This window comes from Nakamurella multipartita DSM 44233 (genome assembly GCF_000024365.1).
In the GTDB taxonomy this organism is placed as follows: Bacteria; Actinomycetota; Actinomycetes; order Mycobacteriales; family Nakamurellaceae; genus Nakamurella; species Nakamurella multipartita.
Window position 1 is genome coordinate 1,490,911 of the sequence record NC_013235.1, and the last position, 22,330, is coordinate 1,513,240.

The 22,330-nt window shown below is 72.5% G+C and carries 18 protein-coding genes; 9 read left to right on the plus strand and 9 right to left on the minus strand.

The window, feature by feature from the left end:
* Window positions 1-22: 22 nt before the first annotated feature.
* Window positions 23-1,006 (minus strand): deoxyribose-phosphate aldolase, encoded by a 984-nt coding sequence (deoC, locus tag NAMU_RS06740; protein WP_015746659.1) that lies wholly within the window; start codon window positions 1,004-1,006, stop codon window positions 23-25.
* A gap of 52 nt (window positions 1,007-1,058) precedes the next feature.
* Here deoC and upp point away from each other — a divergent pair, with 52 nt between their 5' ends.
* Both upp and NAMU_RS27085 read left to right on the plus strand, forming a co-directional pair.
* Window positions 1,059-1,718 carry a uracil phosphoribosyltransferase gene (gene upp, locus NAMU_RS06745; protein ID WP_015746660.1) on the plus strand — a complete coding sequence of 220 codons (660 nt, stop codon included), beginning with the start codon at window positions 1,059-1,061 and terminating at the stop codon, window positions 1,716-1,718.
* Between the two features lie 135 nt (window positions 1,719-1,853).
* Window positions 1,854-2,828, plus strand: a complete 975-nt coding sequence (locus tag NAMU_RS27085; RefSeq protein WP_015746661.1) for an META domain-containing protein — start codon at window positions 1,854-1,856, stop codon at window positions 2,826-2,828.
* 11 nt (window positions 2,829-2,839) lie between these two features.
* On the opposite strand, the gene NAMU_RS06755 is transcribed toward NAMU_RS27085, so the two are convergent.
* The 6 genes from NAMU_RS06755 to NAMU_RS06780 form a co-directional block, all read right to left on the minus strand.
* A complete protein-coding gene (locus NAMU_RS06755) occupies window positions 2,840-4,486 on the minus strand; it encodes a phospho-sugar mutase (RefSeq protein ID WP_052308146.1) in 1,647 nt (548 codons plus the stop codon).
* A gap of 35 nt (window positions 4,487-4,521) precedes the next feature.
* The gene (locus tag NAMU_RS06760; RefSeq protein WP_015746663.1) at window positions 4,522-5,331 is read right to left on the minus strand and encodes a purine-nucleoside phosphorylase; all 810 of its coding nucleotides are present in this window, start codon (window positions 5,329-5,331) and stop codon (window positions 4,522-4,524) included.
* 25 nt (window positions 5,332-5,356) lie between these two features.
* Entirely contained in the window at window positions 5,357-6,964 is a 1,608-nt protein-coding gene (locus NAMU_RS30375) for a serine/threonine-protein kinase (protein ID WP_015746664.1), read from the minus strand.
* A 181-nt stretch (window positions 6,965-7,145) separates the two neighbouring features.
* Window positions 7,146-8,153 (minus strand): type IV toxin-antitoxin system AbiEi family antitoxin domain-containing protein, encoded by a 1,008-nt coding sequence (locus tag NAMU_RS06770; protein ID WP_015746665.1) that lies wholly within the window; start codon window positions 8,151-8,153, stop codon window positions 7,146-7,148.
* Window positions 8,154-8,375: 222 nt separating this feature from the next.
* Complete coding sequence (gene meaB / locus NAMU_RS06775) at window positions 8,376-9,413, minus strand: methylmalonyl Co-A mutase-associated GTPase MeaB (RefSeq protein WP_015746666.1); 1,038 nt, start codon at window positions 9,411-9,413, stop codon at window positions 8,376-8,378.
* Entirely contained in the window at window positions 9,410-10,888 is a 1,479-nt protein-coding gene (locus NAMU_RS06780) for a glutamate--cysteine ligase family protein (protein WP_015746667.1), read from the minus strand. The genes meaB and NAMU_RS06780 overlap by 4 nt, the downstream gene beginning before the upstream one ends.
* A gap of 196 nt (window positions 10,889-11,084) precedes the next feature.
* Between NAMU_RS06780 and NAMU_RS06785 the strand changes: the two genes are divergently transcribed.
* Window positions 11,085-12,308, plus strand: a complete 1,224-nt coding sequence (locus NAMU_RS06785) for an amidohydrolase (protein WP_217180769.1) — start codon at window positions 11,085-11,087, stop codon at window positions 12,306-12,308.
* An 82-nt stretch (window positions 12,309-12,390) separates the two neighbouring features.
* On the opposite strand, the gene NAMU_RS06790 is transcribed toward NAMU_RS06785, so the two are convergent.
* Complete coding sequence (locus tag NAMU_RS06790; RefSeq protein ID WP_015746669.1) at window positions 12,391-12,840, minus strand: gamma-glutamylcyclotransferase family protein; 450 nt, start codon at window positions 12,838-12,840, stop codon at window positions 12,391-12,393.
* 132 nt (window positions 12,841-12,972) lie between these two features.
* On the opposite strand from NAMU_RS06790, the gene NAMU_RS06795 reads away from it, so the two are divergent.
* Entirely contained in the window at window positions 12,973-14,379 is a 1,407-nt protein-coding gene (locus tag NAMU_RS06795) for an NAD(P)H-quinone dehydrogenase (protein ID WP_015746670.1), read from the plus strand.
* A 22-nt stretch (window positions 14,380-14,401) separates the two neighbouring features.
* On the opposite strand, the gene NAMU_RS06800 is transcribed toward NAMU_RS06795, so the two are convergent.
* On the minus strand, window positions 14,402-15,106 hold the full coding sequence (locus tag NAMU_RS06800; RefSeq protein ID WP_015746671.1) for an SDR family oxidoreductase: 705 nt from the start codon (window positions 15,104-15,106) through the stop codon (window positions 14,402-14,404).
* An 80-nt stretch (window positions 15,107-15,186) separates the two neighbouring features.
* Between NAMU_RS06800 and NAMU_RS06805 the strand changes: the two genes are divergently transcribed.
* From NAMU_RS06805 to secA, 5 genes are all read left to right on the plus strand, one after another.
* Complete coding sequence (locus NAMU_RS06805; protein ID WP_015746672.1) at window positions 15,187-15,630, plus strand: winged helix-turn-helix transcriptional regulator; 444 nt, start codon at window positions 15,187-15,189, stop codon at window positions 15,628-15,630.
* A gap of 122 nt (window positions 15,631-15,752) precedes the next feature.
* Window positions 15,753-17,492 carry a glycerol-3-phosphate dehydrogenase/oxidase gene (locus tag NAMU_RS06810; RefSeq protein WP_015746673.1) on the plus strand — a complete coding sequence of 580 codons (1,740 nt, stop codon included), beginning with the start codon at window positions 15,753-15,755 and terminating at the stop codon, window positions 17,490-17,492.
* A gap of 70 nt (window positions 17,493-17,562) precedes the next feature.
* Window positions 17,563-18,279: a ComF family protein gene (locus NAMU_RS06815; RefSeq protein WP_015746674.1), complete on the plus strand. Its 717-nt coding sequence runs from the start codon at window positions 17,563-17,565 to the stop codon at window positions 18,277-18,279.
* Window positions 18,280-18,501: 222 nt separating this feature from the next.
* Complete coding sequence (gene hpf / locus NAMU_RS06820) at window positions 18,502-19,161, plus strand: ribosome hibernation-promoting factor, HPF/YfiA family (RefSeq protein WP_015746675.1); 660 nt, start codon at window positions 18,502-18,504, stop codon at window positions 19,159-19,161.
* Between the two features lie 157 nt (window positions 19,162-19,318).
* Entirely contained in the window at window positions 19,319-22,312 is a 2,994-nt protein-coding gene (gene secA / locus NAMU_RS06825; RefSeq protein ID WP_015746676.1) for a preprotein translocase subunit SecA, read from the plus strand.
* The last annotated feature ends 18 nt before the right edge of the window (window positions 22,313-22,330 follow it).

Below are 22,330 nucleotides of genomic sequence, written 5' to 3' on the forward strand. Positions count from 1 at the left end.
CCACCGTCATCTAGTCGGTCACCTAATCAACCGTCACGTAGTCGGCGCCGGAGTAGTGCCCGAGCCGGTGCGTGCGCCGTTGCCGCAGCAGATCGTTGAGCAGGCTGGACGCCCCGAAGCGGAACCAGAACGGGTCCAGCCACTGCGGCCCGGCCACCTCGTTCACCGCCACCAGGTAGCGCAGGGCGTCCTTGCTGGTGCGGATCCCGCCGGCCGGTTTGACCGCCCGCTGCTGGCCGGTCTGGTCCAGCCAGTCCCGGACCGCCTGCAGCATCACGTGGGTCACCGGCAGGGTGGCCGCCGGGGCGATCTTGCCGGTGGAGGTCTTGATGAAATCGCCGCCGGCCAGCAGGGCCAGCCACGACGCGCGGCGGACGTTGTCGTAGGTGGCCAGCTCGCCGGTCTCCAGGATGACCTTGAGCCGGGCGCCGCCGCAGGCCGCCTTGACCGCCACGATATCCTCGAACACCGCGCCGTACCGGCCAGCCAGGAACGCGCCCCGGTCGATCACCATGTCGATCTCGGTGGCGCCGGCGTCGACGGCGACCGCCACGTCGGCTAGCCGCACGGCCAGCGAGGTGCGTCCGGTGGGAAAGGCGGTGGCCACCGAGGCGATGCCGATGGAGGTGCCGGCCAGGGCCTGCACCGCGGTGGCGACCATGTCCGGGTAGATGCACAGCGCGGCGACCGAGGGTGTGTCCGGCAGGTCGGGGTCCGGGCGGCGGCCCTTGGCGGCCAGCGCCCGCACCTTGCCCGGGGTGTCCGCGCCCTCCAAGGTGGTCAGGTCGACCATGGAAATGGCCAGGTCGATGGCCGCGAGCTTGCTGGCCTTCTTGATCGACCGGGTGGCCAACGCAGCCGCGCGGGCCTCCACGCCGACCGGGTCGACCCCGGGCAGGCCGTGCAGGAATCGTCGCAGGGCGGCGTCACTGCCCGTCACGTCGGCCAGGTGCGCGGGCAACGGGGCGGGCGTGGCCTGCGCGGTGACCCCGGTCGGCTCGGACATGGCGCCATCCTAGGTTGCCCGGTGCCGACCGGGGCCGGATACGGTTCCTGGTGTGACCGCTCCCCGGACGCCCCGCATCCCCGAGAACCTCGACGTCACCATCGTCGACCATCCGCTGGCCGCGGCTCGGCTGTCGACGATGCGGGACACCCGCACCGACAACGCCTCGTTTCGCGCGTCGCTGCGCGAGCTCACCCTGATGCTCATTTATGAGGCGTCCCGCAACCTGACCATCCGGTTGGAGCCGATCCAGACTCCGGTGTCACCCACCCTGGCCATCCGGCTGGCCAACCCGCCGCTGCTGGTGCCGGTGCTGCGGGCCGGCCTGGGTATGGCCGACCAGGCGCACGCGCTGATCCCGGAGGCCCAGATGGGCTTCGTCGGGCTGGCCCGGGACGAGGAGACGCTGCAGCCCACGCCGTACATGGAGTCGCTGCCCGACTCGTTGGCCGGCCGCCCGGTGTACGTGCTCGACCCGATGCTGGCCACCGGCGGCTCCATGGTGCACACCATCGAGATGCTCACCGGACGCGGGGCCACCGACGTCACCGCGATCTGCGCCCTGGCCGCCCCCGAGGGCCTGGCCACGCTGGCCGCGGCCAACCTGCCGGTGCGGGTGGTCACCGCCTCGGTCGACGAGCGGCTCAACGAGATCGGCTACATCGTGCCGGGCCTGGGCGATGCCGGAGACCGGCAGTTCGGCGCGGTCTGAGCGGGCCGGACCGTCGGGGCGGCGCCTGATCGGTACCGGATCGAGACCTCGCCCCGGCCGAAGTTGACCGGCGGTTCACCTGCCGTTCTGTGATGATGCGGGTCCGGATTCGGGACACGGACAGAACGGACTGCGATGACGACGGGTGCACGAGTACGCGGGACTCTCGGCCTGCTGGGGGCGGGTGTGCTGCTGGTCGGCCTGACCGCCTGCGGATCGAGCGGAAGCGCCGGCAGCGGCGCGACCAGCGCCGGGTCGTCCTCGGCGGCCGCTTCCTCGGCATCGGCATCGGCCTCCGGGTCGGCTTCCGGGTCGGCGTCGGCGTCGGAATCGGCGCGCACCACCCGCAGCGATCTGGACGGCAAGAGCTTCGTGGCCACCGAGGTCACCGGCTCGCACACCATCGTGCCGGACTCGACCATCACGATCGCCTTCGAGGGTGGCAGCCTGTCGGCCAACGCCGGCTGCAACACCATGGTCGGCCGTTACACGCTGGTGGGCGGCAAGCTGACCGCGCCCGCGCTGGCGTCCACGATGATGGCGTGCCTGGGCGATCTGGGGGACCAGGACACCTGGCTGGCCGCGTTCCTGTCCTCCGGACCGACCTACACCCTCGACGGCGACACCCTCACCCTGACCAACGGCACCGACACGGTCGTGTTCGGGCCGGCGCCCAGCGGCGCGCAGGCGTTGGCGGCCACCGGGTGGAAGGTCACCGACGTCGTGTCGATCACTAACCAGGCCAACGTCACCAGTGCCGTCGACCCGAGCCTGTCCGCCTGGATGCGGTTCCAGGGTGAGGAGGTCGCCTTCAACAACTCCTGCAACGTGGGCGGCGGCCCGGTGCAGATCGGTGACGACACACTGACCTTCGGTGCGCTGCGGTCCACCTTGATCTTCTGCGACGGCGCCAGCGGGCAACTGGAGCAGACGATGTCGACGGTGCTGCAGGGCGAGACCACCTACTCGATCACCACCGGCGGTGGCATCAAGTACCTGCGGATCATGTCGACCGACGGCACCGCCGGGCTGGGCCTGATGGCCGACGACACGGTCGGTCAGGACGCCTTCCCCAGCGGCTCGGCCCCGGCGACCTCCACCTCCGGCTGAGGCCGGACCGGTCACAGCCCGATGATCGCGGCGACCTCGTCGCGCAGTCGGGCCAGCTCGGCCGCGGCGTCCGCCCGCAGTTCGCCCAGGTTCGCGCCCTCGCCGACGGGGGCGCGAACCTGCAGGTAGCACTTGAGTTTTGGTTCCGTGCCGGACGGCCGGACCACCACCCGCACCCGGTCGGTCCGCCAGCGCAGGCCGTCGGTGCGGGGCAGCAGATCGGTTGATTCGGTGAGCGCGGCTCCCAGCAGGGTCGTCGGCGGATGCGCTCGCAGCCGGCGCATGGCGGCCGGGATCAGGGTCAGGTCGGACACCCGGACGGACAGCTGGCCGGTGACGAAAAGGCCGTGTGCCCGGGCCAACTCGTCGAGCCGGTCGGACACGGTGTGGCCGGCGGCGGACAGCTCGGCGACCAGGTCGCAGGCCAGGACGGCGGCGGAGATGCCGTCCTTGTCCCGCACGTGGTCGGGGTCCACGCACAGGCCGAGGGCCTCCTCGTAGCCGAAGACCAGGCCGGTGCCGGACCCGTCGCCGGCCCGGACGATCCACTTGAAGCCGGTCAGGGTCTCGTCGTACCGGGCACCGTGGGCCTCGGCGATCGCGGCCAACTGCTCGGCCGAGACGATGGTGGTGGCCACCAACGGGTCCGGGTGGGCCGTGCGATCCAGCTGGCGGAGCACGTGATCGCCGAGCAGGGCACCGGTCTCGTCACCGGTGAGCATTCGCCAGCCGTCGCTGTCCGGGTGCCCGTCCGGAATCCCGATCGCGCACCGGTCGGCGTCCGGGTCCAGGGCGACCGCGACCGCCGCTCCGGTCCGGGCGGCCAGCGCCAGCAACAGGTCGGTCGCGCCCGGCTCCTCCGGGTTCGGGAACGGCACGGTCGGGAAGCCGCCGTCCGGCACGGCCTGTTCGGCGACCACGTGCACATCCGTGAAACCGGCCAGATGCAAGGCTTTGACGGCGATCTCGCCGCCGACGCCGTGCATCGGGGTGAGCGCGACGCGCACCGGCGTCCCCGCCGGGAGGGGCCGGGCCAGGCTCGCGGCCCGGTCCAGGTAGCCGGTGACGATCTCCTCGGGCCAGGTGGTGGCGCCGCTGGGTACATCAATCGACCGGGCGGCCGGAGCCGCGGCGATGGCCCTCTCGATCTGCGCGTCCTGGGGGGAGATCAGTTGCGTGCCGCCGCGCAGGTACACCTTCAGGCCGTTGTCCTGGGGCGGGTTGTGCGAGGCGGTGACCTGTAATCCGGCGCACGCGTGGAGCGCGCGCACTGCGAACGCGGTCACCGGCGTGGGCAGCGGACCGGGCGCGAGCAGGACCGAAAAGCCCTGGCCGACCAGGACTGCGGCCGCGTCGGTGGCGAACTCGGCCGACCGGCGACGGCCGTCGTAACCGACGACCACGGTGCCGCCGGCATCGCCGGTGGCGCGCAGGAAGGTGCCGATGCCGTGGGCGGCCCGGCGGACCACGGTCAGGTTCATCCCGTTCGGTCCGGCCCGCAGCGGCCCGCGCAGCCCGGCCGTGCCGAAGGTCAGCGGCGCGGCCATCCGATCGGCGAGATCGGTGACGGCCTCGGGCGTGCCGGCCATCGCCTGGGCCAGCACCCGCTGCAGCTCGGCCCGGTCGTCGGCGGCGGGATCGTCGGCGATCCAGCGCATCGCCGCGTCCCGCAGGTCGGGGGTGAGCCGGTCGCTCACGCGCGGGCCACCAGTTCGGCGAGCAGGTCGCCCATCCGGGCGGCGGCGGCCCGCCCGGTGGACAGCACCTCCTCGTGGTTGAGCGGCTCGCCGGTCATCCCGGCGGCCAGGTTGGTGACCAGGGACAGCCCGAAGACCTCGGCCCCGCCGGCGCGGGCGGCGATCGCCTCCAGCACGGTGGACATGCCGACCAGGTCGGCGCCCAGGCCGCGCAGCATCCGGATCTCGGCCGGGGTCTCGAAATGCGGCCCGGGCAGTTGCGCGTAGACCCCCTCGGTCAGGCTGGGGTCGATCTGCCGGGCCAGCTCGCGCAACCGCGGCGAGTACAGGTCGGTCAGGTCCACGAACGTGGCGCCGGTCAACGGGGATGTCGCCGTCAGGTTCAGGTGGTCCGAGATCAGCACCGGATCACCGGGTTTCATGCCTTCGCGGATGCCGCCGGCGGCATTGGTCAGCACGATCAGCCGGGCGCCGGTGGCCGCGGCGGTGCGAACCGCGTGCGCGACGGCGCCGACGCCGCGTCCCTCGTACAGATGGGTGCGGCCCAGGAAGACCAGGGCCCGCTTGTCGCCCACCGGGATGGACCGGATCCGGCCGGCGTGACCCTCCACCGCGGGCGGGGCGAAGCCGGGCAGGGTGGCGACATCCAGGTCGGCCGTGGCCGAACCCAGTCGTTCGGCCGCCGGCAGCCAGCCCGAGCCCATGACCAGGGCGACGTCGTGGTGCAGGACGCCGCTGGCCCGGGCAATGGCCGAGGCGGCCTCCTCGGCGGTGGCGCGGGCGTCGGTGGCGGGGTCGGCAGACATGGCAGGGACAGTAGTCGGCCGTCCGTCAGAAAAGCGGTCCGTTCGCGAGATCGACGGTCGCCGAGTCGGTCGGGAGCACCACGCCGGCGCTGCTGGCGTGGGCGGCGCCGGCAGCGCTGTCATCGGCGGCGTCGGCGATCCACCGCACCGCGAAGAAGCCGACGATCGCGGCCAGCACCGCGACGAGCACGGCGGCCACGATCCGGGTCCGCGCCGAGGGCTCGGGCGCTTCGTCCGGCAGGGCCGGCAGCGCGGCGGCGTCGGCCTGCGCCCAGGGCGGCGGCGGCAGGGAATCCGCCGGGGCGGCGCCGAATCCCGGTCCGGCCTGACCGCTCGCGCGGGCGATGCCGGGCAGCGGGATGTGCCCGCTGAACTGACCGGAGTCCACCGGCGGCGGCGCGGGATAGGCCGGCGGATAGGACGACGTGGGCGGTGGCGGTCCGACCGGCGGCTGCGACGGCCCGCTGGAATACGAGGAATCGGCCGCGGTCGTGGGGCGCTGAGTGGCGTGCAGCGGAACCCCGGTTCCGGCGGTGCGCAGCCCCGGGGACGGTGGGTTGGACCGCAGGGGCGGCCCGGGCGGCGGCGTGTTCGTCGGCCCGCCGGTGGCGGTCGGCGAGGGCGATGGCGGGTTGGTCGGCGGGGACGGGGGCCCGGATGGAGGCGCGGTGTGCGCGGCCGGCCGGCCCGCCGGCGGCGGGGCCAACGGGGTCGATCCGGTCGGGTGGCGACCGAAGCCGGGCCATTCCTCGCGGGGAATCCGGGTCACCGCCGCGAGGTAGGTGCCGGACGGATCGTCGGCGATGCCCCGCATGATCTGCAGGGCCTTCTCCAGACGCATCCGCAGGTTCGGGGTCTTGACCAGCAGCCCGGAGACCACCGCGCCCAGCCGGCCCGAGTGCGGGTGCGGCGGCACCGGATCCTTGACCACCGAGGTCAGCGTGGCGATCGCGGTGCCCTGATCGAACGGCGGGCGTCCCTCGACGCAGGCGAACAGCAGCCCGCCCAGGCTCCAGGCGTCCGACACCGGTCCGGCGGCGGTGCCGCTGGCCACCTCCGGGGCGATGTAGGCCGGGGAGCCCAGCAGCAGGCCGGTGGCCGTCATGGTGTTCTCGGCCGAGCTGCGGGCGATGCCGAAATCGGTGAGCTTGATCCGCCCGTCGTCGCAGATCAGCACGTTTGCCGGTTTGACGTCACGGTGCGTGATCCCGGCGGCGTGGGCGGCCAGCAGGCCGGACGCGACCGCGACGCCGATGGTGGCGGCCTGGCCGTCGGGCAGCCGGCCGACCTTGCGCAGGATGTCCGCCAGGGAGCGGGAGTGCAGCAGCTCCATTACGATGACCGGGCCGCTGGCCACGGTCAGGATGTCGAACAGGGTGATCACGTAGGGGTTGGACAGGGCGGCGATCGCCCGGGCCTCGCGCAGCGTGCGCTGCTCCAGCTGGCGGCGCTCCCCGGCCGGGGTGCCGGGCGGGAAGTCGATCTCCTTGATCGCCACCGTGCGGTGCAGCACCAGGTCGGTGGCCGCCCAGACGGTGCCCATCGAGCCCTTGCCGATGACCGAATCGAGCCGGTAGCGCCCGGCCAGCACCCGCGGAGTCGCGGCGGCGCCAGGCGCGGTGGATGCGGTCACGGGACCATCGTGCCAAAGGGGGCTGTGCGACCGACACCGCAAGGCGTGTGGTGTCGGCCGCACGAGGCGAAGAGCGCGTCCGGACCCCGGCCGGCCGCCGTTCTGCCGGGCACGCCGCGCCACGCCGGCGGACACCGCTCCACGAATGCGGACGCAGCTCCGGCCACGGGTGGAGCGCCGTTCATCTTCGCGGAGCGGCGCCGGGCCGGTCCTGCGCCGCTCCGCGGTGCAGGGCGCGGCGGATCCGATCGGCCAGGTGCGCCGGGTCGTCCAGATCGCTCCAGGTCCAACGGACGACGACGAGCCCGGCGTCGCGGATGCGGTCCTCGCGGACCTTCTCGGCGAACACCGCATCCCCGGGCCGCTCGCCCGGCCCGAGCAACCGTCCGTACTTCTCGGCGCCGTCGAACTCGCCGACGGTCGCGAACTCGGGCCACCCGAAATCACAGACCGCGCGACCGTGACCGTCCCCGGACGGCACCGGGAACTGGATCTGCGGAGTCGGCAGGGCGGCGCGGGCGATCAGCAGCCGGCTCAGCGATTCGCCGACGCTCTCGGCGCCGCCATCGGCGAACAGCATCACCCGGCGGGCCTGGCGCATCCCGGCTCGCCGCGGGGCCCGATCGGTCGCGGCCAGGAGTTCGGCCTTGGACACGAGGCCCTGATGCAGGGCCGAGTCGGCCGCGACCAGGGCGTCGTCGAACCGGTTGGTGCGGGCGATGTCGACCAGGGTGCGGGCGGGACCGGTCACCTGGTGGCCGCGTCGGAGCTCCCGCTCGTCGTCGTCGATCGCCGCCCGGCTGGTGTGCAGCAAGGGCCGCCGATGCCCGCTGGCCGCGGTGGGGATGGTCACCTGCACCCGCCGGCCGGGGATGCGGAGCAGATCGATGCCCAGCTCGCAGGCGGCGGACAGGTGGCTGACCACGGCGTCGGGGCTGGTGTGGGGGAGCTCGGCGTCGATCTGCATCAGGTGCCGCTGCCGGGCGGTGATCGACAGCAGCTGGCTCACCGGCAGGTACACGCCGGGCCGGACGATCTGCCACTCGCCCCGGGCGACCTTGCGCCGGATGTCGTCCGAGTTCAAGCCGTTGGACAACGCATCCGGTCGATGGATCAGCCGCGATCTGATGGTCGCCGGGGCCGACATCTCGATGTCGGCCGGGAGCGGGGCACCTGCGTCGTCGAACATGCCGGCAGCGTGCCGGATCCGGAGCCCCACCCGGCGGGGCGGCGGCCCGATTGTGGATGGATCGGAGGGTGGGGACAACTCCGGCCGAGCGGTCGGGCGGTCGGACTGCCGGGCACACCGCGCCACGCCGGCGGAGCGGTGTCCGCCTTCGCGGTGCGCGGTGTTCACGTTCGCGGAGCGGTGTGGCTGGCGGGCACCTGTCCGCGCCGCCCGCCCGGTGCCTCACCGCCCGTCGAACGCCCGCAGGATCGCGTCGGCGGCGCTGGGGGCGGGCAGGGTGTCGGCCAGCACCTGCGGCCGCAGCTGGGCGGCGGCGTCGGCGACCGGGCCGGAGCGGCGCAGCCGCTGGTCGAGCTCGTCGCGCACCAGCGACCAGACCAGATCCCAGCGCTGCCCGGACCGCTTGTCGGCCAGGCCCGGCGGCCCCAGGCCGCTCCGGTGAGCCAGCACCGCGTCCCAAACCTGGTCGATGCCGTCGCCGGTCAGCCCGGAGCAGGTCAGCACCGGCACCGACCAGCCGGGACCGGCGGTTCCCGCGCCGCCCGCGGACCGGCCGCGCACCAGACGCAGCGCGCCGGCCAGATCCCGGGCCGCGGCCTTGGCCTCGACCACCCGGTCGCCGTCGGCCTTGTTCACCGCGATGACGTCGGCGATCTCCAGCACGCCCTTCTTGATGCCCTGCAGCTGATCGCCCGAACGGGCCAGCGCCAGCAGCAGGAACGTGTCGACCATGCCGGCCACGGTGGTCTCGGACTGGCCGACGCCGACCGTCTCGACCAGCACCACGTCGTAGCCGGCGCCCTCCAGCAGGGTGATCGTCTGAGCGGTGGCCCGGGCCACCCCGCCGAGGGTGCCGGCGCTGGGGGACGGCCGGATGTAGGCGTTCGGGTTGGCCGACAGCAGCGGCATGCGCGTCTTGTCGCCCAGCACGGAGCCGCCGGTGCGGATGCTGGACGGGTCGACGGCCAGCACGCCGACCCGCAGGCCGCGGCCGGTCAGTACCGAACCCAGGGCCTCGACGAAGGTGGACTTGCCGACGCCGGGGACCCCGGAGATCCCCAGCCGCACCGACCGGATCTCGGCCGAGCCGTCCGGTGGGCGCAGCGCGGTGAGCAGTGTGCGGGCCGCCTCGCGGTGGTCGTCGCGGGTCGATTCGACCAGCGTGATCGCGCGGGAGAGCGCGGTGCGGGAGCCGGCCGCGACCTGCCGGGCCAGCTCGGTCGGGTCGAGCGCGGGCGGGCGGGATTTCGCGGTGTTCAGCCCGGCACCTCCCAGGTGTGCACCGGCTCGTTAGAGTGCATGCCCTGCGAGTACAGCTTGAGCATCTCGGTGAGGGCGGCGTCCCGGCTCAGGCCGCGCCGCTCCAACGCGGCCACCGTCTCGGCCTGCCACCAGGCGCCGTTGCGTTGGGTGATGCACCGGTCGCGCACGATGCCCAGGTAGCGGTCCCGGACGTCCTTGTCCACGCCCCACCGGGCCAGGCCCTCGTCGGCCTTGGGCAGCAGGTCCCGCAGGATCAGCTCGTCCCAGGTGACCTGGCCGAAGCCCGGCCAGTAGAACACCGCGTCGGCGCCCAGCCGGGCGCCGGCGTCGAAGTTGGCCCGGGCCGCGTCGAACGACATCTTGGTCCAGATCGGCCGGTCCTCGGTGGCCAGCACGGTGACGGCGCCGTAGTAGAAGGCGGCGTTGGCCAGCACGTCGACCACGGTCGGCCCGGCCGGCAGCACCCGGTTCTCCACCCGTAGGTGCGGGCGGCCGTCGACGACGTCGTACACGGGCCGGTTCCACCGGTAGACGGTGCCGTTGTGCAGCCGCATCTCCTGCAACCGCGGGGCCTTGCCGGCGGCCAGAACGGCTTCGGGGTCCTCGTCGGTGCACTCGGGCAGCAGGGCCGGGAAGTACCGGACGTTCTCCTCGAACAGGTCGAAGATCGAGGTGATCCAGCGCTCGCCGAAGAACACCGGCGGCCGGACCCCCTGGTTGCGCAGCTCCAGCGAGCGGGTGTCGGTGGCCTGCAGGAACAACTCGGTGCGGGTCTCGGCCCACAGCCGTTTGCCGAACAGGAACGGCGAGTTCGCGCCCAGTGCGAGTTGGGGACCGGCCAGCACCTGGGCGGCGTTCCAGCAGGCGGCGAAGTCGGCCGGCGAGACCTGCAGGTGCAGCTGCACCGAGGTGCAGGCCGACTCGGGGGCGATGGTGTCGGCGTACATCTTCAGATGCTCGACGCCACGGATGTCCAGCTCCAGATCCTCCCGGCGCGCGGCGAACACCGCCTCGTCCAGCGCCTGGTACCGCGGATTGGCACTCATCCAGTCGGTCTCGAAGTGCTCGGTGCGCAGCGTCGGCAGGATGCCGATCATGATGATCTCGGAACCGGTGCGGTTGGCCCGCTCCTCGGCGTGGTCGAGCGAGGAGCGCAGCTGCTCCTCCAGCTCGGCCATCAGCTGCCCGCCGAGCTGGCGCGGGGCGACGTTGAACTCGATGTTGTACCGGCCCAGCTCGGTCTGGAAGTCCGGGTCGGCGATGGCCTCCAGCACCCGGGCGTTGGCCATGTCCGGCTCCCAGTTGCTGTTGACCAGGTTGAGCTCGATCTCCAGGCCGGTCATCGGCTGGCCGAAATCGAAGGCGTGCTCGACCAGCATTCGTTCGAACACGTCCAGGCAGCGCCGGACCTTGGCCCGGTAGGCCTGCCGCTGCTCGCGGGTGTACGTCGTGGCCGCGACCTCGTCGCCCATGGGTCCTCCTGCGCTCGCACCCGGCAGTGATTCAAGAGCCAACCACACCGGGCCGCGACTGGTGCGGGGAGCGGTCGCTGGCCCGTCGCCCGGATCGGACGGCCGGCGCAGCGGTCGGCCCAGCCCGCGCGGGTCGCTACAGTACGTCGGGACTTGAATCCGGCGAGAGCGAGGCGACATCGACACCGACGACCTGTTGGTCCGCCCGCCGATCGTCCCCGCTCCCGAGCGGGTGGACGACCTGGGTGCCGGCCTCGGTCCGCAGTGGTTGGACGACTACCTCGAGCAGTGCCTGGCCGAGCTGATCCGGCTGCGGCGACGGGTGCACGCCCACCCCGAACTCGGGCATCGCGAGTCGGCGACCACCGCGCTGATCATGCGGGTGCTCGACGCCGACGGCATCAAGGCCTCCGTGCTGCCGTCGGGCACCGGGGTCATTGCCGAGATCGGTTCGGGGGAGCGGCTGGTCGGCCTGCGGGCGGACATCGACGCGTTGCCGATCCGGGAGTCGACCGGCCTGCCGTACTCCTCGACGCTGCCCGATGTCTCGCATGCCTGCGGGCACGACGTGCACCTGACCGTGCTGCTGGGCGTCGCCCAGGCGCTCAAGCGGGCCGGGGATCTGGGCGGCCGGGTGCGGCTGATCTTCCAGCCGGCCGAGGAGGTCTTTCCCGGCGGCTCGCACGACGTCATCGCCGCCGGCGGCCTGGACGGGCTGACCCGGCTGTACGCGCTGCACTGCGACCCGCGGCTGCGGGTCGGGCTGGTCGGTCTCAAGGTCGGGGCGATCACCTCGACCTCGGACCAGATCGAACTGCGCATCCTGGGGCCGGGCGGGCACACCTCGCGCCCGCACCTGACCACCGACCTGGTCTACGCGCTGGGCACCGTGATCACCCAGATGCCGGCGCTGCTGACCCGCAAGCTCGACCCGCGGGCGGCGGCCGTCATGGTCTGGGGTGCGGTGCAGTCCGGCGAGGCGGCCAACGCGATCCCGCGGGAGGGCGTGCTGCGCGGCACCCTGCGGCTGATGGATCGGCGGTCGTGGGACGCGGCCGAGGGCATGGTCCGCGACCTGATCACGCAGCTGCTGGCGCCGTTGGACGCCCGGTTCGAGCTGGACTACCGGCGCGGCGTGCCGCCGGTGATGAACGAGGCGGTCTCCACCGAGCTGATGCGCACCGCGGCGCAACGGGCCCTGGGCGCCAACGCCGTCCGCGACGCCGAACAGTCCACCGGGGCCGAGGATTTCGCCGTCTTCCTGGACCGGGTGCCGGGGTCGCTGGCCCGGCTGGGGGTGTGGGACGGCATCATTCCCCGGGTGGACCTGCATTCCTCGCAGTTCGTGGCCGACGAGCGGGCGGTCGCGGCCGGGGTCCGGCTGATGACGCACACGGTGTTGGCCGCGCTGCACCATTGAGGAACTGCACCATTGAGAAACTGAGGAACTGCACCACTGAGGAACCCGCCGGCCCGGATCACAGGCGGGCTCGCCCCGGCCGTCAGCTGGCCGGACGGGTCGGCCGGTTGCGGATGTCGTTGACGTACTCGGCCGGCGCGTCGGCGGCCTCGGCGGCGTCGGCGATCACGCTCAGGTAGCGCGGGGAGGGCAGGCCGCCCTCGTAGGCCTGCAGCGCATAAAGCCAGGCCAGCACGTCGCCGTCCAGGGTGTGCACCCGCAGCCGGATCTTGGTGTACAGCCCGAGGTCGCTGCCCTCCCAGGAATCGAGGGTCTTCTCGTCGGACTCGGCCATGTCGTAGAGCACGACGAACACCGAGGAGTCCGGATCCTCGACCACGGTGGCCAGCGCGCCGTCCCAGCCGATGTCCTCGCCGCCGAAGGTGAGTCGCCAGCCGGGCAGCCAGCCGGTCCCGGCCACCGGGGAGGACGGACACCGCTGGAGCATGTGGCCGGGATCCATGTTCGTCCCGTACGCCGCGTACAACGCCATGGGTGCAGAGCGTAGTGGTGTGGGCGACACGTCCCGCACGGGCGGAGGCGGGGGCGGACCGGCCCGGCTACGGTCGTGCTGCCGGGCAGTGACACCGATCAATGAGACCGATCCAGGGAGAAGGTGCAGCAGGTGACCCGAATCGTGATCATGGGCGGTGGGCCCGGGGGGTACGAGGCCGCGCTCGTCGCGATGCAGTACGGGGCCGACGTCACCCTGATCGAGCGGGACGGCCTGGGCGGGGCCTGCGTGCTCTCGGACTGCGTGCCGTCCAAGACCTTCATCGCCTCCGCGGGCGGGCGGACGGCGGTGCTGGCCGCCGGCAGCCTGGGTCTGACCGTCGATCCCGACCAGGTGGGGGTGGACGTCGCCGTGGTGCACGGCCGGGTGGCCGGCCTGGCCCTGGCCCAATCGGCGGACATCCGGGCCAAGCTGATCGCCGACGGGGTGCGCATCGTCGACGGCACCGCACGGCTGGCCGACAACGCCTCGGGCCAGGCCACGCACACCGTGGTGGCCACCGCCCCGGGCGGCGCCGAGACCGACCACCCGGCCGACGTCGTGCTGGTGGCCACCGGGGCGAGCCCGCGCATCCTGCCCGACGCGGTGCCGGACGGGGAACGGATCCTGACCTGGCGGCAGGTCTACTCGCTCGACGAGCTGCCCGAACATCTGATCGTGATCGGTTCGGGGGTCACCGGTGCCGAGTTCGCCTCCGCCTACACCGAGATGGGGGTCAAGGTCACCCTGGTCTCCAGCCGGGACCGGGTGCTGCCGTCGGAGGACGCCGACGCGGCCGCCGTCATCGAGCGGGTCTTCTCCGCCCGGGGCAGCGTGCTGGCCCGCCGCGCCCGCGCGAAATCGGTGCGCCGCACCGGGTCCGGCGTCGTGGTCACTTTGGAGGACGGCCGGGAGATCGAGGGCTCGCACGCCCTGATGACCGTCGGTGCGGTACCCAACACCCGCGGGATCGGCCTGGAGAAGGCCGGCATCCGGCTGGACCGGGGCGGGTCCATCGAGGTGGACAAGGTCTCACGCACCTCCGTGCCCGGCATCTACGCCGCCGGCGACTGCACCGGGGTGTTCATGCTGGCCTCGGTGGCCGCCATGCAGGGGCGCATCGCGATGTGGCACGCCCTCGGCGAAGGCGTCGCCCCGCTGCGGCTCAAGACCGTGTGCTCAAACGTGTTCACCCACCCGGAGATCGCCACGGTCGGGTACTCCGAGGTGGAGGCCGAGACCGGACCGGCGCTCGCGCAGACCCAGATGATCCCGCTGGCCACCAACGCCCGGGCCAAGATGCTGGGCCTGGAGGAGGGCTTCGTCAAGATCGTCTCCCGCCGGTTGACCGGGATCGTGATCGGCGGGGTGGTCTGCGCGCCGGAGGCCTCCGAGCTGATCCTGCCGATCGCCATCGCCGTGCAGAACCGTTTGACGGTCAAGGATCTCGCCTACACCTTCAGCGTCTACCCGTCGTTGTCCGGCTCGATCACCGAGCTGGGCCGGCGGCTCATGCACAGCGATACCGAGGGCATCTGAGGCCAGGCTCAGCGGGTCGGGGTCAGGCCCGGGCCAGCTCCGGGTAGAGCACGCTCAGCGGTTGGCTGAGCCGATCCTTGACGAACCGGCTGGTGTCGTCGGCCAGCACCTCCAACGCCCCGGTCTCCAGGCCGAGGTAGACCTCGCGGACGATGTCGGCGGGATCGGCCTTGGGCACGTCCAGGCCGGCGATCATCGGCGTGTCGGTGTAGCCCAGATGCACCCCGACCACCTGGGTGCCCTGGCCGGCGAGTTCGAGCCGCAGCGAGTTGGTCAGCGACCAGAAGGCGGCCTTGCTCGCGCTGTAGGCCCCGCCGCGGGCCAGCCAGCTCAGCGCGGAGTGGATGTCGACCAGTGCGCCGCCGCCGTTGGCCGCGAGTACCGGGGCGAAGGCCTGGGCGATGGCCAGCGGCCCGAACACGTTGGTCTCGAACAGGGATCGGATCGCCGCGGGGGAGGTGTCCAGCACCCGGCCCGCGCTGGTCGCGCCGGCGTTGTTGATCACGACCGCGACGTCCGCGGCGGCGCGGGCGGCCGCGGCGACCGAGGTCGGGTCGGTGACATCCAGGGCGAGCGGCACGATCCGCTCGTCGTCCCAGGAGCGGGGGGTGCGGGCGGTCGCGTAGACCGTGCGCGCGCCGCGGGCCAGGGCCTGCCGCACGAATTCGCGGCCGAGGCCGCCGTTGGCTCCGGTGATCAGCACGACCGAGCCGTCGAGAGTCGTCATGTGGGTCTCCCATCTGAGTTGGTGATGCCAACTTAGCTACCAGGGTAGGAAATGGCAATCCAGCTGGCTAGACTGATCCGGTGGACGCGAAAACCGGGACGGCCGCCGCCTGCCCGATCGCCCGCTGCATCGCGGTGGTCGGGGAGAAGTGGGCGCTGCTGATCGTGCGCGACGCGCTGGCCGGGCTCACCCGGTTCGCCGACTTCCGGACCTCGCTGGGCATCGCCCCGGACGTGCTGACCGATCGCCTGGGCAAGCTGGTCGCGCACGGGATCCTGCAGCGGCGCAGCTACCGCGATCCCGGTGAACGGGCCCGGGACGAGTACGTGCTGACCCCGGCCGGACGCGATCTGGCCCCGGTGCTCGCCGCGCTCGCCGGGTGGGGGGTGGAGCACGTGCCGGTCGACGCCCAGTTGCCCTACCTCTTCGTCGACCGCGACACCGGCGCACCGGCCCGGCTGGGCTTCGTGGACGCGGACGAACGGCCGATCCCGCCGGCTCAGGTGGTCCTGCAGCGCCGCTGACCAATCCTTTCCCCACGTTTCGCCCGCGACCGTCCGCCCGCGCGACCGGTTGCGGCGCCGGCCACCTTCGGTAGCGTCGAGTCGGGTGCATTCGACCGGATCGACAAAGGAGTCGAGCTGACATGACTGGTGACGGCATCGCGTCCGGGGCCCGGCTCGGGCCGGCCGAACGGGCGGCCAACTTCGATCGGCTGGGCGCCGAGACCTTCGACGTGCTGATCATCGGCGGCGGCGTGGTCGGTGCCGGCGCCGCGCTGGACGCGGTGACCCGGGGCCTGTCGGTGGCCCTGGTGGAGGCGCGCGATCTGGCCTCCGGCACGTCCTCGCGCTCGTCCAAGCTGTTCCACGGCGGCCTGCGTTACCTGGAGATGTTCGAGTTCGGGCTGGTCCGGGAGGCACTGGCCGAGCGCGAGCTGATGCTCACCAAGATCTGCCCGCACCTGGCCAAGCCGGTCTCGTTCCTCTACCCGCTGTCCAAGCCGGGGATCGAGCGGCCCTACGTGGCCAGCGGGCTGATCATGTACGACACGATGGGCGGCGCCCGATCGGTGCCGCGGCACAAGCACCTGACCCGGGCCGGCGCGCTGCGGCTGGTGCCCGCGCTGCGCCGGGACGCCCTGGTCGGCGGGATCCAGTACTACGACGGGCAGGTCGACGACGCCCGGCACACCCTCAGCGTGGCCCGCACGGCCGCCGCCTACGGCGCCGTCATCCGCACCTCCACCCAGGTGGTGGGCTTTCTCAAGGAGTCCGACCGGGTGGCCGGGGTCCGGGTGCGGGACGTGGAGACCGGCGCCGAGACCGAGGTCAAGGCCCGGGTGGTGATCAATGCGACCGGGGTGTGGACCGACGAACTGCAGCGCCTGTCCGGCGGCCGGGGCCGGTTCAAGGTGCGCGCGTCCAAGGGGGTGCACCTGGTGGTGCCGCGGGACCGGATCGCCTCCGAGAGCGGGATCATCCTCAAGACCGAGAAGTCGGTGCTGTTCGTCATCCCGTGGAAGTCGCACTGGATCATCGGCACCACCGACACCGACTGGCACCTGGATCTGGCCCACCCGGCCGCGACCAAGGCCGACATCGACTACATCCTCGACCACGTCAACAAGGTGCTGGCGGTGCCGATCACCCACGAGGACATCGAAGGGGTGTACGCCGGCCTGCGGCCGCTGCTGGCCGGGGAGAGCGACCAGTCCTCCAAGCTGTCCCGGGAGCATGCGGTGGCCCGGGTGGCGCCCGGCCTGATCGCCATCGCCGGCGGCAAGTACACGACCTACCGGGTGATGGGGGCCGATGCGGTGGACGCGGCCGGCGAGGACCTGCCCGGCCGGATCAACCCCTCCTGCACCGCCGAGGTGCCGCTGGTCGGCGCCCTGGGCTACCAGGCCCTGGTCAACCAGGCCGACCGGCTGGCGGCCACCCACGGGGTGCATCCGTACCGGATCCGGCACCTGCTGGACCGCTACGGCTCGGAGATCCACGAGCTGCTGGCCCCGGCCAACGGTCCCGACGGCGACCGCTCCCTGCTCCAGCCGATTCCCGGGGCCCCGGACTACCTGCAGGTTGAGGCCAGGTACGCGGTCACCCACGAGGGTGCGCTGCACGTCGAGGACGTGCTGGCCCGCCGCACCCGGATCTCCATCGAGTACGCGCACCGGGGCACCGAGTCGGCCCGCCGGGTCGCCGAGATCATGGCCGCGGTGCTGGGCTGGTCGGCCGCGCAGATCGACGACGAGGTCGCGGCCTACCAGGCCCGGGTCGACGCCGAGCGCCGCTCGCAGACCGAGCCGGACGACGACGCCGCCGACAAGGTGCGGCTGCAGGCCCCGGAGGTGCGCGGCCGGATCGCCTCACCGGTGGCCTGACCCGCGGCGGTTGTCCACATTCCCGGTGCCCGCCTTGACCCGGTGACCGGCCCGCCCGCAGGGTCGGCGGATGGGGGAGCGCGCCGGACCGGTCGAGCTGCTGGACGCGCTCGCCGATCTGGTGCTGCCCCGGCCCTGCCCGGGATGCGGCCGCGCCGGGCCCTGGTGCGTGAACTGCGCGCGGACGGTGGGCCGGGCGCCACGCCGGATCCGGCCGCCCGACGACCCGGCGGCGGCCGCCGGCCTGCCGCCGGCCTGGGCGCTGGCCCACTACACCGGGCCGATCCGGGCGGCGGTGCTGGCCGGCAAGGAGAAGGGTCGCCGCGACCTGCCGCCACGGCTGGGACAGGCACTGGGGGCGGGCGTGCTGCAGCTGCTGGCCTGGGGGGCGGTGCTCGAACCGGTCTGGTTGGTGCCGGCGCCGAGCCGCCCGTCCGCCGCCCGCCGGCGCGGGGGTGACCCGGTCCGGGCGATGGCCACCGCCGCCGCCCGGACGGTCGCGGCCGCCGGCCGCGCCTGCGGGGTCGCCCCCTGCCTGGTGACCGCCGGTCGGGCCCGGGACTCGGTGGGCCTGGACGCGGACGCCCGTCGCCGCAACCTGTCCGGCCGGATCCGCCTGCGCCCGGGCGGCGCGCCGCCACCCGGTGCCGACGTGCTGCTGCTCGACGACGTGCTGACCACCGGGGCGACCGCCGTCGCGGCCGCCGCGGCCCTGACCGCGGCCGGTCACCGGCCGGTCGGCCTGCTGACCCTGGCCGCCGTCCCCCGGTCGGTGAGCGGGCGGTGACCGGCGCCGGCCCGAACGGCGGACCCGCCCTGGGCACGGGTGATACCCAGCGGAAACAGGGCCTTTGCGCCTTGCGAGAACTGGGGGGCCCTGTAGGTTCAAGGTGTCCCGGGTGACGCCCCGGTGAACGGTTGGCGTGGCTCAGGATGATCGTCAGTAGACCACCGTCGGGGTGTTGTGCGCCGGCAGGAAGCAGTCGGTCCTGCCAGATGAGGAGGAATCGTGGACATTGTCGTCAAGGGACGAAACGTGGAGGTTCCCGAGCACTTTCGGGTGCACGTGGCCGAGAAGCTAGCCCGGTCCGAGAGGTACGACCCCAAGATCATCCGAGTCGACGTCGAGCTTTCCCACGAGACCAACCGCCGCCAGCACAAGACGTGCCAGCGGGTTCAGATCACCGTCGCCAGTCGCGGTCCGGCCGTGCGCGCCGAGGCCAGCGCGGAGAACTTCTACGCGGCCCTGGACGCCGCGGTCACCAAGGTCGAGACCCGGTTGCACCGGCTGCATGACCGGCGCCGGGACCGCCTGCACGGGCGCACTCCGATCACCGCGGTCGCCGCCTCGCCGGAGGAGATCCTGGGGGCCGAGGCGTTCGCGCCCAACGGCGCCGTGGGCACCGCCGTGCTGGAGGACGAGCCCACCGCCGCCCCGGCCGTCGACGAGATCTCCGACGACGACCGCTGGGGCGCCGAGGACGGCGGCCCGGGCCAGATCGTCCGGATCAAGGACCACCCGGCCGAGCCGATCACGGTGGACGAGGCGCTGCTGCAGATGGAACTGGTCGGCCACGACTTCTACCTGTTCAACGATTCCGAGACCGGCCTGTCCTCGGTGGTCTACCGCCGGCGGGGCTTTGACTACGGCCTGATCCGGCTCAAGTAACCGCCTTCTCGGCCCCGCACCGCGGCCGGGACCGGGGCCGGGCTGCGCGCCCGAGCCCGCCCCGACCGCGGTGCGCCTACCATGGTCACGGCCGGGTTTGCCCCGGTACGAGCGCCGGGTCATCGGCGCCGACGCGATCCGACCGAGGGTGAAACACGTGGTTCTTGGCAGACTGCTCCGGGTCGGCGAGGCAAAGACGCTCAAGCGTCTACGGGTCATCGCCGACCACGTCAACGCCATCGAGGACGACTACGTCGCGATGTCCGACGACGAGTTGCGTGGCCAGACCGCCGCGTTCAAAGAGCGCCTGGAAAAGGGCGAGACCACCGACGACCTGCTGGTCGAGGCGTTCGCCGTGGTCCGCGAGGCGGCCAAGCGCACCCTCGGGCAACGGCACTTCGACGTGCAGTTGATGGGCGGTGCCGCGCTGCACCTGGGCAACATCGCCGAGATGAAGACCGGTGAGGGAAAGACCCTGGTCTCCACCCTGCCGGTCTACCTCAACGCGCTTGACGGCAAGGGCGTGCACGTCGTCACGGTCAACGACTACCTGGCCAAGCGCGACTCGGAGTGGATGGGCCGGGTGCACCGCTTCCTGGGCCTGGAGGTCGGCGTCATCCTGGCCCAGCAGACGCCGGACGTGCGCCGCGCCGCCTACGCCGCGGACATCACCTACGGCACCAACAACGAGTTCGGCTTCGACTACCTGCGCGACAACATGGCCTGGTCCAAGAACGACCTGGTCCAGCGCGGGCACTACTTCGCCTGCGTCGACGAGGTCGACTCGATCCTGATCGACGAGGCCCGCACGCCGCTGATCATCTCGGGTCCGGCCGACCAGTCGTCCAAGTGGTACACCGAGTTCGCCCGGCTGACCCCGCGCCTGCACCGGGACGCCGACTACGAGGTCGACGAGTCCAAGCGGACCGTCGGCGTCACCGAGGAGGGCGTGGCCAAGGTCGAGCAGGCCCTGGGCATCGAGAACCTCTACGAGTCGGTGAACACCCCGCTGGTCGGGTTCCTGAACAATGCGCTCAAGGCCAAGGAGCTGTACAAGAAGGACCGCGACTACATCGTGGTCAACGGCGAGGTGCTCATCGTCGACGAGTTCACCGGCCGCGTGCTGCACGGCCGCCGCTACAACGAGGGCATGCACCAGGCGATCGAGGCCAAGGAACGGGTCGAGATCAAGGCCGAGAACCAGACCCTGGCCACCATCACCCTGCAGAATTACTTCCGGCTGTACGAGAAGCTCTCCGGCATGACCGGCACCGCCCAGACCGAGGCGGCCGAGCTGCACCAGACCTACAAGCTGGGCGTGGTGCCGATCCCGTCGAACAAGCCGATCCAGCGCCTGGACGAGGCCGACGTCATCTACAAGACCGAGCTGGCCAAGTTCGACGCGGTGGTCTCCGACATCGCCGAGCGGCACGAGAACGGGCAGCCGGTCCTGGTCGGCACCGCCTCGGTGGAAAAGTCCGAGCTGCTGAGCAAGCTGCTGCTGCGCGCCGGTGTGCCGCACGAGGTCCTCAACGCCAAGAACCACGCCCGGGAGGCGGCGATCATCGCCCAGGCCGGGCGCTCCGGTGCGGTCACCGTGGCCACCAACATGGCCGGTCGCGGGACCGACATCATCCTGGGCGGCAACGTCGACTTCACCGCCGACCTGGATCTGCGGGCCCGCGGGCTCAGCCCGATCGACACCCCCGAGGAGTACGAGGCGGCCTGGTCGGACGCGGTCGAGGAAGCGACCAAGCGGACCAAGGCCGAGGCCGAGAAGGTCCGCGAGGCCGGCGGCCTGTACGTGCTGGGCACCGAGCGGCACGAGTCCCGCCGGATCGACAACCAGCTGCGGGGCCGCGCCGGCCGGCAGGGTGATCCGGGCGAGTCCCGGTTCTACCTCTCGCTGGGCGACGAGTTGATGCGGCGGGTCGGCGGCGGCACCGTCGAGGCCCTGATGACCCGGCTGCGGATGCCCGACGACGTGCCGATCGAGCACAATTTCGTCTCCAAGGCGATCAAGAGCGCGCAGACCCAGGTCGAGCAGCAGAACTTCGAGATCCGCAAGAACGTGCTCAAGTACGACGAGGTGATGAACAAGCAGCGCACCGTCATCTATGACGAGCGGCGCCGGGTGCTCGACGGTGAGGACCTGCACCTGCAGGTGCAGAACATGATCACCGACGTGATCACCGCCTACGTCGACGGCGCGACCGCCCAGGGCTACGCCGAGGACTGGGACACCGACACCCTGTGGACGGCGCTCAAGACGCTGTACCCGATCTCGGTCACCCCCGAGTCGATCGCCAAGGAGCACGGCGACCTGACCAAGACCTCGCTGCGGGAGGCCATCCTGGCCGACGCCCGGGACGCCTGGGCCAAGCGCGAGGAGGCGCTGACCTCGCCGATCACCCGCGAGCTGGAACGTCGCGTGGTGCTGTCCGTGCTGGACCGCAAGTGGCGCGAGCACCTCTACGAGATGGACTACCTCAAGGAGGGCATCGGGCTGCGGGCCATGGCCCAGCGCGACCCGTTGGTGGAGTACCAGCGGGAGGGCTACGACATGTTCGCGGCCATGCTTGACTCGCTCAAGGAGGAATCCGTCGGGTTCCTCTACAACCTGCAGGTGCAGGTCGTCCCGGCCGGCGAGCAGCCGCCGGCGGCGGCCCCGGCCGCGCCGGTGGTCACCGCCACCTCGGCGGCGGCGACCGCGCTGGCCGCCGGTGGGGCGGCGGTCGGGTCGACCGGCGCTCCGGCCCAGGCGACCGCGGCCGGCAACGGGGCCGCGGCTCCCGAGCCCGCCGGCAACGGCAAGCCCGCGGCGCCCAAGCGGCGGATGCGTCCGGTGGAGGCCCTCCCGACCGACCAGGCGGCCGCCTCCGCGAAGGCGGCCACCGCGACCGCCGGCTCCGCGGCCCCGGCCGCGGAGGTGCTTCGCGGCAAGGGATTGGGCGGCCCGCCCGCGGCGACCCCGTTGACCTACAGCGGGCCCACCGAGGACGGCGGCACCGAGACCCGGCGGGCCGGCGGCGCCGCCGGCAAGTCCGGATCGGCCACCGCGACCGGCAACAAGCCGTCCCGCAACGCCCCGTGCCCGTGCGGGTCGGGCAAGAAGTACAAACTGTGCCACGGCCGGCCCGGCAGCGAGTGAGCATGCACCCCTTCCCTT

Bases quoted from the DNA above. Each gene is read 5' to 3' on its own strand.
- deoC (WP_015746659.1), bottom strand. From the start codon at position 1,006: ATGTCCGAGCCGACCGGGGTCACCGCGCAGGCCACGCCCGCCCCGTTG.
- NAMU_RS27085 (WP_015746661.1), top strand. From the start codon at position 1,854: ATGACGACGGGTGCACGAGTACGCGGGACTCTCGGCCTGCTGGGGGCG.
- NAMU_RS06755 (WP_052308146.1), bottom strand. From the start codon at position 4,486: ATGCGCTGGATCGCCGACGATCCCGCCGCCGACGACCGGGCCGAGCTG.
- NAMU_RS06760 (WP_015746663.1), bottom strand. From the start codon at position 5,331: ATGTCTGCCGACCCCGCCACCGACGCCCGCGCCACCGCCGAGGAGGCC.
- NAMU_RS06770 (WP_015746665.1), bottom strand. From the start codon at position 8,153: ATGTTCGACGACGCAGGTGCCCCGCTCCCGGCCGACATCGAGATGTCG.
- NAMU_RS06780 (WP_015746667.1), bottom strand. From the start codon at position 10,888: ATGGGCGACGAGGTCGCGGCCACGACGTACACCCGCGAGCAGCGGCAG.
- NAMU_RS06790 (WP_015746669.1), bottom strand. From the start codon at position 12,840: ATGGCGTTGTACGCGGCGTACGGGACGAACATGGATCCCGGCCACATG.
- NAMU_RS06800 (WP_015746671.1), bottom strand. From the start codon at position 15,106: ATGACGACTCTCGACGGCTCGGTCGTGCTGATCACCGGAGCCAACGGC.
- NAMU_RS06810 (WP_015746673.1), top strand. From the start codon at position 15,753: ATGACTGGTGACGGCATCGCGTCCGGGGCCCGGCTCGGGCCGGCCGAA.
- NAMU_RS06815 (WP_015746674.1), top strand. From the start codon at position 17,563: ATGGGGGAGCGCGCCGGACCGGTCGAGCTGCTGGACGCGCTCGCCGAT.